Source organism: Glutamicibacter uratoxydans (genome assembly GCF_050753455.1).
In the GTDB taxonomy this organism is placed as follows: Bacteria; Actinomycetota; Actinomycetes; order Actinomycetales; family Micrococcaceae; genus Glutamicibacter; species Glutamicibacter uratoxydans_A.
Map to the genome: position 1 here is coordinate 1,982,159 of NZ_CP192736.1, position 14,660 is coordinate 1,996,818.

Annotated in this window: 11 protein-coding genes; 5 read left to right on the forward strand and 6 right to left on the reverse strand. The window is 58.3% G+C overall.

Annotated elements, in window-relative coordinates; translation table 11 throughout:
* Positions 1–71 precede the first annotated feature (71 nt).
* Both uvrA and ACQQZ8_RS09105 read right to left on the reverse strand, forming a co-directional pair.
* Complete coding sequence (gene uvrA / locus ACQQZ8_RS09100) at positions 72–2,945, reverse strand: excinuclease ABC subunit UvrA (RefSeq protein ID WP_431709519.1); 2,874 nt, start codon at positions 2,943–2,945, stop codon at positions 72–74.
* Positions 2,946–3,348: 403 nt separating this feature from the next.
* Complete coding sequence (locus tag ACQQZ8_RS09105; RefSeq protein ID WP_431709520.1) at positions 3,349–3,726, reverse strand: GntR family transcriptional regulator; 378 nt, start codon at positions 3,724–3,726, stop codon at positions 3,349–3,351.
* Between the two features lie 84 nt (positions 3,727–3,810).
* Here ACQQZ8_RS09105 and ACQQZ8_RS09110 point away from each other — a divergent pair, with 84 nt between their 5' ends.
* Complete coding sequence (locus ACQQZ8_RS09110; protein ID WP_431709521.1) at positions 3,811–4,464, forward strand: MBL fold metallo-hydrolase; 654 nt, start codon at positions 3,811–3,813, stop codon at positions 4,462–4,464.
* Positions 4,465–4,543: 79 nt separating this feature from the next.
* Here ACQQZ8_RS09110 and ACQQZ8_RS09115 read toward each other — a convergent pair whose 3' ends face one another.
* A complete protein-coding gene (locus ACQQZ8_RS09115; RefSeq protein ID WP_431709522.1) occupies positions 4,544–5,335 on the reverse strand; it encodes a methyltransferase domain-containing protein in 792 nt (263 codons plus the stop codon).
* Positions 5,336–5,411: 76 nt separating this feature from the next.
* On the opposite strand from ACQQZ8_RS09115, the gene ACQQZ8_RS09120 reads away from it, so the two are divergent.
* On the forward strand, positions 5,412–7,946 hold the full coding sequence (locus ACQQZ8_RS09120; RefSeq protein WP_431709523.1) for a DEAD/DEAH box helicase: 2,535 nt from the start codon (positions 5,412–5,414) through the stop codon (positions 7,944–7,946).
* 188 nt (positions 7,947–8,134) lie between these two features.
* Here the strand turns inward: ACQQZ8_RS09120 and ACQQZ8_RS09125 are convergent, their stop codons facing one another.
* Entirely contained in the window at positions 8,135–8,887 is a 753-nt protein-coding gene (locus ACQQZ8_RS09125) for a metal-dependent hydrolase (RefSeq protein ID WP_431709524.1), read from the reverse strand.
* A gap of 63 nt (positions 8,888–8,950) precedes the next feature.
* On the opposite strand from ACQQZ8_RS09125, the gene ACQQZ8_RS09130 reads away from it, so the two are divergent.
* Both ACQQZ8_RS09130 and ACQQZ8_RS09135 read left to right on the forward strand, forming a co-directional pair.
* A complete protein-coding gene (locus tag ACQQZ8_RS09130) occupies positions 8,951–9,427 on the forward strand; it encodes an N-acetyltransferase family protein (protein ID WP_431709525.1) in 477 nt (158 codons plus the stop codon).
* Positions 9,427–10,722 (forward strand): alpha/beta fold hydrolase, encoded by a 1,296-nt coding sequence (locus ACQQZ8_RS09135; RefSeq protein WP_431709526.1) that lies wholly within the window; start codon positions 9,427–9,429, stop codon positions 10,720–10,722. The genes ACQQZ8_RS09130 and ACQQZ8_RS09135 overlap by 1 nt, the downstream gene beginning before the upstream one ends.
* An 83-nt stretch (positions 10,723–10,805) precedes the next feature.
* On the opposite strand, the gene ACQQZ8_RS09140 is transcribed toward ACQQZ8_RS09135, so the two are convergent.
* On the reverse strand, positions 10,806–11,852 hold the full coding sequence (locus tag ACQQZ8_RS09140) for a TerC family protein (protein WP_431709527.1): 1,047 nt from the start codon (positions 11,850–11,852) through the stop codon (positions 10,806–10,808).
* Between the two features lie 250 nt (positions 11,853–12,102).
* Here ACQQZ8_RS09140 and ACQQZ8_RS09145 point away from each other — a divergent pair, with 250 nt between their 5' ends.
* A complete protein-coding gene (locus tag ACQQZ8_RS09145; protein ID WP_431709528.1) occupies positions 12,103–12,405 on the forward strand; it encodes a protease inhibitor I42 family protein in 303 nt (100 codons plus the stop codon).
* Between the two features lie 19 nt (positions 12,406–12,424).
* Here the strand turns inward: ACQQZ8_RS09145 and uvrB are convergent, their stop codons facing one another.
* Complete coding sequence (gene uvrB, locus ACQQZ8_RS09150) at positions 12,425–14,512, reverse strand: excinuclease ABC subunit UvrB (protein ID WP_431709529.1); 2,088 nt, start codon at positions 14,510–14,512, stop codon at positions 12,425–12,427.
* Between the last annotated feature and the right edge of the window lie 148 nt (positions 14,513–14,660).

Genomic DNA, 14,660 nt, shown 5'->3' on the forward strand with positions numbered 1-14,660 from the left:
ACCCGCCATCCCAGCATTGAGAGGCGGATCTCGGGTGCCAGCGGCGATCCATCGCGCGGGAAGTAGCTGAGCTAGCTCAACACTTCGCTGAGGAAGCGTCCGGTATGCGATTCGGGGGCCTTGGCCACGACTTCTGGGGTACCGATGGCCAAAATGGTGCCACCACCGGAGCCACCTTCGGGACCCAGATCGATCACATAGTCGGCTGACTTGATGACATCGAGGTTGTGCTCAATGGTCAAGACGGTGTTGCCCTTTTCCACTAGCCCTTGCAGCACGGTCAGGAGCTTACGAATATCTTCGAAGTGCAGACCGGTGGTCGGCTCATCCAGCACGTAAATCGACCGGCCGTTCGAACGTTTCTGGAGTTCGGCCGCCAACTTCACACGCTGCGCCTCACCACCGGAAAGTGTGGTGGCCGGCTGACCGAGCCGCACATAGCCCAAGCCCACGTCGACCAGGGTGTTCAGGTGGCGGGCGATCGGGGTGAACGCGGCGAAGAACTCCGCAGCTTCGCTAATCGGCATATCCAGCACATCGGCAATGTTTTTGCCTTTGTACAGTACCTGCAGGGTTTCGCGGTTGTAGCGGGCACCGTGGCAGACCTCGCAGGGCACATACACGTCGGGCAGGAAGTTCATTTCGATCTTCAAGGTGCCATCGCCCGAGCAGGACTCGCAACGACCACCCTTGACGTTGAATGAGAACCGGCCTGGGAGGTAGCCGCGCACCTTCGCCTCATTGGTTTCGGCGAAGAGCTTGCGAATATGGTCAAAGACGCCGGTGTAGGTGGCCGGGTTGGAGCGCGGGGTGCGGCCGATCGGTGACTGGTCCACGTGCACGACCTTGTCCAAATGTTCCAGACCCTGCACCCGGGTATGCCGTCCGGGGACCTGCTTTGCCCCGTTGAGCTTATTGGCCAGCACCTTGTACAGGATGTCGTTGACCAAGGTGGATTTACCCGAACCTGACACACCGGTCACCGCAGTGAACACACCCAAGGGGAAATCGACGGTGACATTTTGCAGGTTGTTTTCTTTGGCGCCCACCACTTGAAGCATGCGCTTTTTGTCCACTTTGCGGCGCTTGGCAGGAATGGCGATCTGCCTGCGGCCGGCCAGATAATCGCCAGTGATCGAATGTTCATTGTTTTTCAGTTCTTCAAGCGATCCGGAGTGCACCACGGTGCCACCGTGTTCCCCGGCGCCCGGACCAATGTCAACAATCCAGTCAGCTTCGGCGATGGTGTCCTCATCGTGTTCCACCACGATCAGGGTGTTGCCCAAGGACCGTAAACGAATCAGGGTATCGATCAGTCGGCGGTTGTCGCGCTGGTGCAGACCAATGGATGGCTCATCGAGCACATAGAGCACCCCGACCAGTCCCGAACCGATCTGAGTGGCCAAGCGGATACGCTGCGCCTCCCCACCGGACAGGGTCCCGGCGGCACGCTCGAGGGTCAAGTATTCCAGGCCCACGTCGAGCAAGAAGCGCATGCGGGCCGCAATTTCCTTGAGCACCTGTGCGGCGATCTGGGCCTCACGTGGGGACATCTCAATGCCACCCATGAATTCGGCGGCGCTACGTAAGTCCATGGCGGACACTTCGGCGATCGACTTGCCGCCCACCAGCACCGACAGCGAAGCCGGGTTCAGCCGCGCCCCGGAGCAAGTTGGGCACGGGATCTGCCGCATGTACTGCTCGTACCGGTCGCGGGCATGATCGGATTCGGTCTCTTGGTGCTTGCGGTGCACATAGGAGATAACACCTTCGAATCCGGTGGAGTACTTGCGTTCGCGGCCAAAGCGGTTCTTGTACTGCACCACCACCTTGTGGTCCTTGCCGTTGAGGATCGCCTGCCGAGCCTTCGCTGGCAAGTCTTTCCACCGGGTGTCCATGTCGAAACCGAGTTCTTTACCCAAGCCTTCGATCAGCCGGTTCCAGTATTCGGTGGTGGCTTTACCCAAAGACCATGGGGCGATCGCCCCATCGGCCAGTTTGACCTCGTCATCCGGGACGATCAGCGCCTCATCGACCTCCAGTTTGGTGCCGATTCCGCTACAGGCGGCGCAGGCCCCGAAGGGATTGTTGAAGGAAAAGGTGCGTGGTTCGATCTCATCAATCGCTAGGGGGTGCTCGTTCGGGCAGGCTAAGTTCTCTGAGAAGGAACGGATGCGTTGAGGATCCTCGGCATCCAGATCCACAAAGTCGATCAGTACCCGGCCCTCGGCTAGGTTCAGTGCAGTTTCCACCGAGTCGGTCAACCGTTGGCGTACCGTGTCGTTGATCGCCAGACGGTCAACCACCACCTCAATGGTGTGCTTGTACTGCTTGGCCAGTTTAGGCGGGTCGGTCAGCTGAATGGTTTCGCCATCTACCCGGGCACGGGCGAAGCCCTTGGCCGAGAGCTCAGCGAACAGGTCAACGAATTCACCCTTCCGGGCGCGCACCACCGGCGCAAGAACCTGGAAACGGGTTTTGGTGGGTAGCTCCAACAGCTGATCAACAATCTGCTGTGGGGTCTGCTTAGAAATTGGTTCGCCACATTCCGGGCAGTGCGGGTGCCCGATGCGCGCCCAGAGCAGACGCATGTAGTCATAAACTTCGGTGATCGTGCCCACAGTGGAGCGTGGGTTGCGGCTGGTCGACTTCTGGTCGATGGACACCGCTGGGGAGAGCCCCTCAATGAAATCGACATCGGGCTTGTCAACCTGGCCCAGGAACATGCGGGCATAGGCCGAGAGCGATTCCACATAGCGGCGCTGACCTTCGGCAAAAATGGTGTCGAAAGCCAAGGAAGACTTGCCCGAACCGGACAGCCCGGTGAACACGATCATCGCATCACGCGGCAGATCGAGGTCAACATTTTTCAGGTTGTGTTCACGCGCGCCTTTGACGACCAAACGTGATAAATCGACGGAAGTAGTCTCTGCAGTAATAGCCACCAGCCCATACTAATCGAAAACTGATTCGAATAAGAGTGGGTCAGCGCACATCCAGGAAGTGAGATTAACCGCGGTGGCGAGCACCCGACCGTTTACTGTGCCACGGCGGCTTTCTGCACTCGGCAGAGCAGCATCCCGCCGGCGGTGGACAGCGCAATATCGCCCTGAGCGAGACACCAGGTGCGCAGAAATTCAATGTATCTAGCACCGGTCGGCGGCGGTGAGCGCAATAATTAGGCGGGATTCAGGGGCCTGCGAAACGGCAACGTCTGCGCCTGCCGCGTCTAAGTGGCGTGCAACGCGGCCGGGCAGTGTGCTGTCTTCGGCCTCGGTGGGCAGATGCTTGAACCCGCCACCGGACTCCCTCTGCCGGTGGTTACCGCCGGGCTGGCTCGGCTGCAGGTTATTTCGGAAGGGAGCTGAAGGCTGCTTTCAGATACTGAATCGCTTGGTCTTGATCCACGTTCCAAATCTGACTGATTCGGGCGAGGTCCGCGGCCGCGTCAGTGACTTCCTGTACCCCGCGCTCGGTGCCGGCTTGCACCACCGTTCCATGGCGACCACGGGTCACCACGGCACCTTGGCTCTCCAGTTCTTTGTACACCTTCGCTACGGTGTTGGTGGCCAAGGATAGGGTTCCGGCCAGTGCTCGCACCGAGGGGAGTTTGGTTCCCGGGGTGAGCTTGCCCTCGGTGATGGCGCTCAGGATCTGCTCACGAACCTGTTGGTAGGGGGCGGTAGCAGATTCCGGGTCGATGCTCAGGAAATCCAGGGTATCCATGACTGCTTATCTTTCGGTAGCGGATCGTCGGCGTTTGTTTCGAGCCTATCGCTTTGGACCGGTCAAGGGACTTAGGCTAGGCGTATGAGTGAACTTATCCTTGACGATGTGGTCATCCGCCACATCAGTGTTTCCGATATGGCCAATAACGTCTATTTGCTGACCGAGCGGTCTTCCGGAAAGCAGCTACTGGTGGACGCTGCCGATGATTGGTCGGCTATCGCCGAGATGATTTCCAGCGCCAGCGAGGATGGCCCGGACCCCACACTCACCGGGATCGCCACCACCCACCAACATTGGGATCATGTGCGCGCGCTGCAGGACGCTCATCAGGCTTACCCAGTTCCGACCTATGCGGGAGCCGAAGATGCTGCAGAGATTGAAAAGCAGTCCGGCGTGGCCACTTCCCATCCGGTGAAGCACGGGGACCGGCTGCCCTTGGGCGATGTGGTGATCGATTGTGTACATTTGCGTGGCCATACCCCGGGTTCCATCGCCTTTGTGGTGCGTGATTCTTCCGGCGCTGTGGTGATTCTGAGTGGGGATTCGTTGTTCCCTGGCGGGGTGGGTAATACCTGGGAGGATCCGCAACGCTTCGCTTCACTTTTTGCCGATGTCAGCGAGCGTCTGTTTGGTAAGTACCCGGACGAAGCCTTGGTTTACCCGGGGCACGGTGGTTTCACCACACTGGGTGATGAACGCCCACAGCTACCCGAATGGCGTGAACGCGGCTGGTAAATCTTAGGTCGGCTTCGCGGGCACAGCACGCGGAGCCGACTGGCGATTAATTTCCGAACCGCGCCGACGGTCGGTCTTCTCAACCGAGTTTCTGGCCCACCATGAAGATGCGACGGAAGGGGAAGTTCACCAGTTTTTGCCCATCCTCCACCTCAATGCTCTGGTACTTATCCGCGATGGCCACCCGGTAATCTTCCTCAAAATCCAAGTATTCTTCCGGACTTAACACCGCTTTGACCGGCAATAGCGCGGTTCCGCGCACCCACTCAAGGACCGGGTCATCCCCGGAGAGCAGCTGATGGTAAGTGGTTTCCCACACATCGGCCGTGTACCCGGCATCGATGAGAAGTTGTTGATACTCCACTGGCTCACTGACCGCATCATCATGGCGTAACACCCCGGACAGTTTCTGTGCCCAGCGTGGGCTATCGGCGACTTCACGCATGGTGGCATGTGAAGGTGAAGAGAAATTCCCGGGTAGCTGGATCGCCACGGCCGCTTCACTGTCGAGCTGCCGCAACCACCCTTTGAGTAGCTCTTCATGTCCCGGGATCCATTGCAACATGGCATTGGAAAAGATCAGGTCGATCGTGTCGTCGGCCTGCCAGCTGCGGGCGTCGGCCAGTTCGAATCGCAGGTTCGGCGGGTTCTTCTGCGCGCGGGCGGTGTCAATCATTTGCTCCGATGAGTCCAATCCCAAGACCAGAGCTTCGGGCCAACGCTGCGCCAACAGCTTGGTCATATTTCCTGGCCCACAACCCAAATCCACGATTTTCTTGGGTGCTAGATTTTGCACGCGGTCCATCAAATCCAGATACGGGCGACCCCGATGATCCGCGAATTCTGTGTACTTGCTCGGATCCCACTTCATAACCCGAGTTTAATGCCGTGGGGTACACCACGCATAGAGCCAGTTCATAGTTCGCAACCGATAAGCTGGGATCATCATGATGCTCACAGACTTGCTTCCTTCCGATCCAACGAACGTTTCCGACGAAGAAATCTATGAGGCCTTCGGCCGTTGGGTTTCGGAACGCGGCATAACCCTGTACCCCGCTCAGGACGAGGCCTCCTTGAACCTGGTGGCCGGTAACAACGTCATTCTGGCCACCCCCACCGGTTCGGGTAAATCCTTGGTAGCGATCGCCGCGCACTTCTATGCCATGTGCCGTGACCAAGTCAGCTTCTATACCGCTCCGATCAAAGCGCTAGTTTCGGAGAAATTCTTCGACCTGTGCAAGATTTTTGGTGCGGAGAACGTGGGTATGGTCACCGGTGACTCGGCAGTCAACGCCGATGCCCCCATTATTTGTTGCACCGCAGAGATCTTGGCCAACATTGCGCTACGTGAAGGCTCCAACGCGGATGTCAACACCGTCATCATGGACGAGTTCCATTTTTACGCCGACCCGCAACGCGGCTGGGCCTGGCAAGTGCCGCTGATCGAACTCCCGCAGGCTCAGTTCTTATTGATGAGCGCCACGCTGGGTGATGTCAGCCGCTTCGAAAATGAACTGAGTGAGCGCACCGGACGCGAAACCACCACGGTGGCGCACAGCGAACGGCCCATCCCGCTGCACTTCTACTACTCCATGGAGCCAGTACAGGAAGCCGTGGATGAGCTGATTCGCACCAGCCAAACCCCGATCTACATTGTGCACTTCTCGCAACTGGATGCGATCGATCGCGCCACCGGGTTGATGAGCATCAATGTGGCCACCAAGGAAGAAAAAGAACGGATTAGCGAACTCATCGGCGGGTTCCGTTTCGCTGCCGGGTTCGGTAAGACCCTCAACCGCTTGGTACGCCACGGGATCGGCGTGCACCATGCAGGAATGTTACCGAAGTATCGCCGGTTGGTGGAACAGTTGGCCCAAGCCGGGTTGCTGAAGGTCATTTGCGGCACCGACACCCTCGGAGTGGGTATCAACGTGCCGATCCGTACCGTGGTCATCACCGCCCTGTCCAAGTTTGATGGCACCCGCACCCGCATCTTGAACGCCCGCGAATTTCATCAGATCGCCGGTCGGGCCGGACGGGCCGGGTTCGACACCGCCGGAACAGTGCTAGTCCAGGCTCCCGAGCATGCGATTGAAAACGCGAAAGCGATGGAAAAGGCCGTGAAGAAGCACGGCGAAGGTTCCTCGAAGCTGCGCCAAATTCCGAAGAAGAAACCCCCACAGGGCTTCGTAACCTGGGGCGAGAAGACTTTCGAAAAGATCGTCGACGCCCAACCGGAGACACTGAAATCTTCCTTCCAAGTCTCGCACTCGATGATCTTGAACCTGCTGGAACGTGAAGAGAACACCTTCGCCACGATCAGTCGGCTCCTGTCCGAAAACCATGAGACCCCGGCCGCGCAACGTAAACTCAAACTGCGGGTGCTGGGTATTTTGCGTGAACTCTTAGCCACCGGGGTGGTGGTGCGCAATAGTGAGCCGGATCGGCATGGAAACTACTATGCGTTGACCGTGCACCTGCAGCAGAACTTCGCGCTGAACCAACCGTTATCTCCCTTCGCGCTGGCAGCCCTAGAGCTCTTGGATCCGGACTCGGCCAGCTACGCCCTAGATGTGGTCTCGGTGATCGAGGCAACCTTGGAAAAGCCACGTCAGGTGCTCTCCGCCCAAGAGAAGCGGGTGCGCTCGGAAGCCGTGGCACAAATGAAGGCTGACGGCATCGAATATGACGAGCGGATGAATATTCTCGATACGCTCAGCTACCCACAACCGCTGGCGGAGAAACTGGAATCCGCCTTCGAACAGTATCGGCAAGGTGCTCCGTGGTTGGCGGACTTTGAGCTGGCTCCCAAGTCAGTAGTGCGTGACATGTACGAACGCGCCATGGGCTTCTCCGACTTCGTCCAGTATTACCAGTTGGCTCGCTCCGAAGGCGTGCTATTGCGCTACCTCACCGACGCATACAAGGCCCTGCGCCAAACCGTGCCGCAGGATTCGCTGCGCGAAGACCTCAGCGACCTGATCGAATGGTTGGGCGAGATGATCCGTCAGATCGACTCTTCCTTACTTGATGAGTGGGAAGAACTCTCGCGTGGGGAGATGCCGGAAGATCATGCCAGGGAGATCACTCCCCCGGCCCCGGACAAGCTCACAAGTAACACCCGCGCCTTTAGGGTGATGGTGCGCAATGAGATGTTCCGCCGGGTCAAGCTGTTCGCCGACGAACAGGATCAGGCCTTGGGCGAGCTGGACGGCCACAATGGTTTCGACGCCGATGCTTGGGCCGATGTCATGGACGGCTATTTCGAGGAACATGATGACATCGATGATGGGCCCAGTGGCCGCAGCACCAAACTGTTCATCGTGAACGAACAGCCCGGGCGGATCTGGCAGGTGCGACAAATTTTCGCAGACCCCGAAGAGAATCATGACTGGGGTATTAACGCGACCATCTCGCTCGACGACTCCGACGAGGCCGGGTTCCCGGTGGTCACGCTGACCAGCGTGGGACGCCTAGACTAGTCAGCTACACCTTCCCCGTTTGCGAACCGGCCAGCTCACAGCGCGCGAACTGGCCGGTTTAGTGCAGTGGGCTGAAGAGTCCTCCACCCGGCGAAGCCGGCGTAGCACTCATCTCCGGATCGGTCAGTAGCTCGGAGACGGACTTCTGTGCCGCCAGCTCCAGCAGCCTGACTCGTGGCCCTCGGCACTCAGGCCACCAGCAGGGCAACCACGACATACGAGGTCAACGCGCTGGCCAAGACCCATTCGGCATTCGATCCGGTGGCCCCCAGAACCGGGATGGCTACCCGACCATTGGCCTTCCAGCTTCCACCGATCACCGGTAGTTTGCGGAACCAACGCGGGGCCCGAATCTTGATCGGCCATAACCAGTTCACGCCGCCCACGGTGAGCATATCTCCCAGGATATGGACCGCTGCGCCTAACAGCACAGCCAGAAAGAACCATGAGCGCTCGTCCGGCGCGTTCATCCCCACAAATCCGGCCCCGGCCACGGCGATGATCCAACATAAAATAGCGGGCATAAACTTCATGGTTTTCACTGCGAAAGAAATCAGTAACACGGCAAAGACCGCGGCCCCCGGATAGACAACACCCCAGCTTTCGGTGGCTACCGCCCATTTGTCCACAATCCAGGCAAAGAGTGCGAAACCTAGGATCCCGAGCAAGGAATGGGTGCCGTTACGGTGTCCTCCGGAGACCGCCGAAATCATTCGGGTGACGAGATTGGAGACCGGCGGCAGCGAACGAGCGATGGTTGCCGAGTGGTGGTCGGCGTCCGGGAGCATTGCCGCTCCGGCGCAAATAATCGCTCCTGCCAGTGTCTCCCAGCGAGTCATCTCAAACAGACCAAAGCCAAGATTAACCGACCCGAGGTTGACGTTCGTTGTTATTGCCAGCCATGCGGCAGCGCCGCTCACCGCGTGGTGTCCACCCATCATAAGCTCAACCTTAGAACGTGTGTACTACACTTTGCGTGCAGCGGAGCAGGTAACCTTAAGCACATGTCAACCCTTAGAGAAGCACGTAGTGAGGACTGTGCCGCGATCCTGGAATTGATCCATGAGCTGGCAGTCTACGAAAAAGAACCCGATGCCGTTAAAAACACCGCCGAGGATATTGCTGAGCATCTCTTTGGGCCATCCCCACAGGTACACGCGCATGTGGTGCAGGAAGATGATGGCCGTATCGTGGCCATCGCCATCTGGTACCTGACTTATTCCACTTGGGAAGGTAAGCACGGGATTCACCTCGAGGATCTGATTGTCACCGAAAGTGCTCGCGGCCGCGGGTATGGTGGGGCCCTGCTACAGGCACTGGCGAAGATCGCAGTGGAGCGCGGCTATCGCCGGCTTGAATGGTCGGTTTTGGATTGGAACGAACCGGCCATCAAATTTTATGACTCGCTGGGTGCCTCGTCCATGGATGGTTGGACCGTTCGCCGGCTTGACGGGGACGCACTTGCGAAGGTGGGAAGCTAATGCGCTACAGCGGGATGACCATCAGTGATCACTGGATTAAAGTTCCTTTAGATCATCGCAACCCCACGGGTGAAAAGATTGATCTTTATGCCCGAGAAGTGTCCACCGATACAACTAAGCCCTGGTTGTTGTACCTACAAGGCGGCCCCGGCGGGAAATCTCCGCGCCCGGCCGGTCTGTCGGGCTGGCTGGCCGAAGCAGTCAAATCATTCCGGGTTCTGCTCTTGGATCAGCGAGGCACCGGATTATCTACCCCCGCCAACCGGCAGACTCTCGCGCTGCGTGGGGATGCTGCGGCACAGGCCCACTACTTGCACTTTTTCCGTGCCGATTCCATCGTGCGTGATGCAGAGCTCCTGCGCGCCCACTTAGGAGTCGAGAAGTGGAGCACCTTGGGCCAAAGCTACGGCGGTTTTTGTACGCTCAGCTACCTTTCGCTATTCCCCGAGTCCCTCGAACGTTGTCTGGTCACCGGCGGGCTGGCTTCACTGACTGCGGATGCCGACACCGTCTACCGGGCCACCTATGCGCGGATGGCCGAACGGAATGCCGAATATTTCTCGTGGTACCCGCAGGATCGTGACATTCTGGATCGTATTTTCACCCATGTGCGCACCTTCCGCGATGAGCTACTACCTGATGGGCGCACCGTGACCGTGCCGCTGGTGCAAATGCTTGGCCAGTTCCTCGGCGGAAACACCCGGATTCATTCCTTGCATCATGTGCTGCAGGAAGCATTTGTCTCCACCCCGGGCGGTCCACGGCTATCCGACACCTTCCTTCAGGTGCTTTACGATCAAGCCAGCCGGGCCGCGAACCCGTTGTACGCGATAATGCACGAGTCCATTTATGCGCAAGGCGCAGCCACCAATTTCGCGGCCGAACGGACACTGGGCGAGTTCCCCGACTTCTGCCCCACGGCTCCCAGCCCGCTCTTGACCGGAGAGATGGTGTACCGCTGGTATTTCACCGAGGATCCGGCCTTGCGGCCACTGGAAGACACCGCTCGACTGCTGGCCGAGTACGAGAGTTTCGGCCCGCTTTACGATCTCCAGGTGCTGGCCAACAATCAGGTCCCGGTGGCCGCAGCCGTCTATCACGACGATGTGTACGTGGATCGTGCCCTTTCCTTGGAAACCGCCGAGCGTGTCCAGGGATTGCAGGCTTGGGTGACCAAAAGTTTTCACCATGATGGGTTGGCGGATGAAGGCGCCTACATCTTCAAGCGGTTGCTGGCAATGACCAACAACGAAGCGGTGGAACCCGAACCAAATAAGCCACCGGTTCAGCCCTAACGCGCAGGCTTCACCGGTTGACGATACGCCAATGCCCGGTACGGATGATCCGTACCGGGCATTGGCGTAGCTACATCTAAACCTTAGTTTTCGTTGCGTTGACCTTCAGCCTCAACTGCGGCCTTGGCGGCAGCTTCAGCCTCGGCCTTCGCGGCGGCACGACGCCCCAGCGGGGTCCATAGCGACAGCACGGTGGCAATCACGATGGTCGAAGCAATCACGATGAGTGAGAAGCCAGTGCTGATATGCGGAACCCACTCGATGGGCTGTCCACCGTTGAGGAAGCCCAGCTCATTGTGGCTCAGTGCGTGGAAGATCAGCTTGACGCCGATGAACGCCAGGATGAAGCTCAGTGCGTGCTTCAGGAAGACCAAACGGTTCATCAGACCGCCCAAGAGGAAGTACAGCTGGCGCAGTCCCATCAGCGCGAAAATGTTCGCGGTGAAGACGATAAACGCGGACTGGGTCAGACCGAAGATCGCAGGGATCGAGTCCACTGCGAAGAGCAGATCGGTCATACCAATGGTCACGAAAACCATCACCATCGGGGTGAACATGCGCTTGCCGTTAACGGTGGTGCGCAGCTTGTTTCCGTCGTAGTCCTTGGCGATCGGCAGCTTGCTGGTCAGCTTCTTGACGATGCCTGATTCACTGTCCTCTTCCTCATCATCGTCCTTCATCTGATGCCATGCGGTCCACAGCAGGAAGGCACCGAAGATGTAGAAGACCCAGGAGAGATGTTCGATCATGGCCGCGCCAAGCAGAATGAAGATGGCACGTAAGACCAGCGCGATAATAATGCCGAACATCAACACTTCCTGCTGGTACTTCCGCGGTACCGAGAAGCGGGTCATGATGATGATAAAGACGAACAAGTTGTCAATGGACAACGAGTATTCCGTGATCCAGCCGGCATAGAATTCCTGACCCAACTGTGGGCCAGCCTGCCACCAGAGGATACCTCCGAAGATCAGCGCGAGGGTGACGTAAAAAGCTACGAACAGCCCGGCTTCTTTCATCGACGGTTCGTGCGGCCGCCGCACAACATAGAGCAGATCCAAAAGCAGGATCACGCACAACGCGGCCAATGAAATAATTTCAAATTGAAGGGTTAACCCTGAAGCGCCCACAGATGAGCAACCTTTCGTCGTAAGGGTATGAAAAAGGAACCGCAAGTCTCTCCGCCGCCATGATGAGATCTCATGTCCGGCTGCTGCATCCGGCGAAACTTCATTGTTTACGCGTGTTGACGTTCACAGCATTGGGATACTCCCCTACGTACAACCCTCAATTGTAGCCCATCGGGAGCTTAGCCGACACAGCAGCGCAGAGTTTGACGATCTCGCGCGTCACAGAGCTTGCGCACTCTAGGATTGGGGCATGGAACAGATCGAGACCGACGGCAGCGCAAATCTCACGGTCAGGCGGGGCACCCGGATCCACCTGTGCCCGCCACTGGGCAGTGGAAGCGGTGAGCTGTGGACGCTGAGCGAATGCGGTTCGGGCTTGATCGTTGAACGTGAAGGCAAGCCCGATGCGGCCCACGAGCAGGTCCGGCACAGCCGTCACGTCGCCTCACTGCGAGCCATCAGCAGCGGTTTCTGGCAGGTGGAGATGCAGCTCTCCCGGGCGTGGGAGAGCCAAACCGCCGAGATTCGACGTTTCAGCATCACGGTCCACTAGAACGCGAGAGCGAGCCTGCTTAAGCGTGCCCCGCGCTCTTCATCTGACGTAATTCCTTCTTCAATTCCGCCACCTCGTCACGCAGCCGCGCCGCCAATTCGAACTGTAGCTCAGCTGCGGCCGCGTGCATCTGCTCGGTCATCTCTTCAATCTGCCCCAGCAGATCTTCGGCCGGAGCCGCCGCCAACCCATCTTGCCGCACCCTGGCCGAAGGAGAGCTTCGCTTCGCATTTTTCGCCAGCCGGTTGTTATTCAGCAGCTCCTGGGTATCGGCATCTTCGCGAGCCAGCTGGTCGGTGATATCGGCAATCTTCTTCCGCAACGGTTGCGGGTCGATCCCATGCTTGGCATTGTGGGCACGTTGAATCTCGCGGCGACGGTTGGTCTCTTCGATCGCTTGCCCCATGGCGTCGGTGATCTTATCCGCATACATGATCACCTGACCGGACACGTTACGCGCGGCACGGCCAATGGTCTGAATCAGCGACGTGGCCGAGCGCAGGAAGCCCTGCTTATCAGCATCGAGGATCGCCACGAGGGACACTTCGGGCAGATCCAAACCTTCACGCAGCAGGTTAATCCCGACCAACACGTCAAAAGCACCTAAACGCAGTTCGCGTAGCAACTCCACGCGGCGGATGGTGTCCACATCCGAGTGCAGGTACTGCACCCGCACCCCATGTTCGGTCAGGTAATTGGTCAGGTCTTCGGCCATGCGTTTGGTCAGCGTGGTTACCAGCACGCGTTCGTCCTTGGTCACCCGGTCACGAATCTCATCGAGCAGATCATCGATCTGCCCCTTGGTAGGTTTGACAATGATTTCCGGGTCGATCAGCCCGGTGGGACGGATAATCTGTTCCACCACCCCGTCGGATTTACCCAGCTCGTACTTGCCGGGGGTGGCCGAGAGGTACACGGTCTGCCCGATGCGCTCCAAGAACTCATCCCACTTCAACGGGCGGTTATCCATCGCCGAAGGTAACCGGAAGCCGTGTTCCACCAAGGTGCGTTTGCGCGACATGTCCCCCTCGTACATCGCACCGATCTGGGGGACGGTGACATGCGATTCGTCGATCACCAAGAGGAAGTCGTCCGGGAAGTAGTCCAGCAGACAGTGTGGGGCACTACCCTGTTCACGGCCATCAATATGCCGTGAATAGTTCTCAATACCGTTACAGAAACCCATCTGCTCCAACATTTCCAGATCGTAGGTGGTACGCATCCGTAAACGTTGGGCTTCAACGAGTTTGTTCTGCTTCTCCAAATCGCTCAGCCGCACCTGCAACTCATCCTCAATGGATTTGATGGCCCGACTCATCCGGTCCGCGCCGGCCACATAATGGCTGGCCGGGAAAATGTACATCTCCGTCTCTTCGCGGATCACCTCACCGGTGACCGGGTGCAAGGTATAAATCGCTTCGATTTCATCGCCAAAGAATTCGATCCGCACCGCATGTTCTTCATACATCGGGATGATCTCCACGGTGTCCCCGCGCACACGGAAGGTGCCGCGGTGAAAGTCCATATCGTTGCGCGTGTACTGCATGGCCACGAACTGGCGCAGCATCGCATCGCGGTCCAGCTCCTCGCCTTGCCGGACGGTGACCATCCCGGCCACGTATTCTTCCGGGGTGCCCAGACCATAAATGCAGGAGACCGTGGCCACCACAATGGTGTCCCGGCGGGTGAGTAGCGAGTTGGTCGCCGAGTGCCGTAGCCGCTCCACTTCCTCATTAATCGAGGAGTCCTTTTCAATAAAGGTATCGGTCTGCGGCACATAGGCTTCGGGTTGGTAGTAGTCGTAGTAGGAGACGAAATACTCGACCGCATTATTAGGTAATAATTCCCTAAATTCATTGGCCAGCTGGGCGGCGAGGGTCTTGTTCTGCACGAGTACCAGGGTGGGGCGTTGGACCTGTTCCACCAGCCAGGCGGTGGTGGCCGACTTACCGGTACCGGTGGCACCCATCAGCACAATGTCTTTCTCACCGGCTTGGATCCGCTCGGTCAGTTCCTTGATCGCCTGCGGCTGGTCACCGGCCGGCTCATACTCGCTAATGACTTCGAACGGGGCAACAACACGCTTGATCGGCTGGGCAAGACTCATGCTTCCTAGACTACGCCCGCCACCGAAGTTTTTCAGTGCCCATCGCCAGCGGAGAAATTGCCCGCGCCGGCTTGAGCGAATAACGCCGGTGTAACGCTGGGGTAATGCCAGCTTGACACGATGGGCTTCGAACACTGTCCAACGGTTG

Bases quoted from the DNA above. Each gene is read 5' to 3' on its own strand.
- ACQQZ8_RS09105 (WP_431709520.1), bottom strand. From the start codon at position 3,726: ATGGATACCCTGGATTTCCTGAGCATCGACCCGGAATCTGCTACCGCC.
- ACQQZ8_RS09110 (WP_431709521.1), top strand. From the start codon at position 3,811: ATGAGTGAACTTATCCTTGACGATGTGGTCATCCGCCACATCAGTGTT.
- ACQQZ8_RS09115 (WP_431709522.1), bottom strand. From the start codon at position 5,335: ATGAAGTGGGATCCGAGCAAGTACACAGAATTCGCGGATCATCGGGGT.
- ACQQZ8_RS09120 (WP_431709523.1), top strand. From the start codon at position 5,412: ATGATGCTCACAGACTTGCTTCCTTCCGATCCAACGAACGTTTCCGAC.
- ACQQZ8_RS09125 (WP_431709524.1), bottom strand. From the start codon at position 8,887: ATGATGGGTGGACACCACGCGGTGAGCGGCGCTGCCGCATGGCTGGCA.
- ACQQZ8_RS09130 (WP_431709525.1), top strand. From the start codon at position 8,951: ATGTCAACCCTTAGAGAAGCACGTAGTGAGGACTGTGCCGCGATCCTG.
- ACQQZ8_RS09135 (WP_431709526.1), top strand. From the start codon at position 9,427: ATGCGCTACAGCGGGATGACCATCAGTGATCACTGGATTAAAGTTCCT.
- ACQQZ8_RS09145 (WP_431709528.1), top strand. From the start codon at position 12,103: ATGGAACAGATCGAGACCGACGGCAGCGCAAATCTCACGGTCAGGCGG.
- uvrB (WP_431709529.1), bottom strand. From the start codon at position 14,512: ATGAGTCTTGCCCAGCCGATCAAGCGTGTTGTTGCCCCGTTCGAAGTC.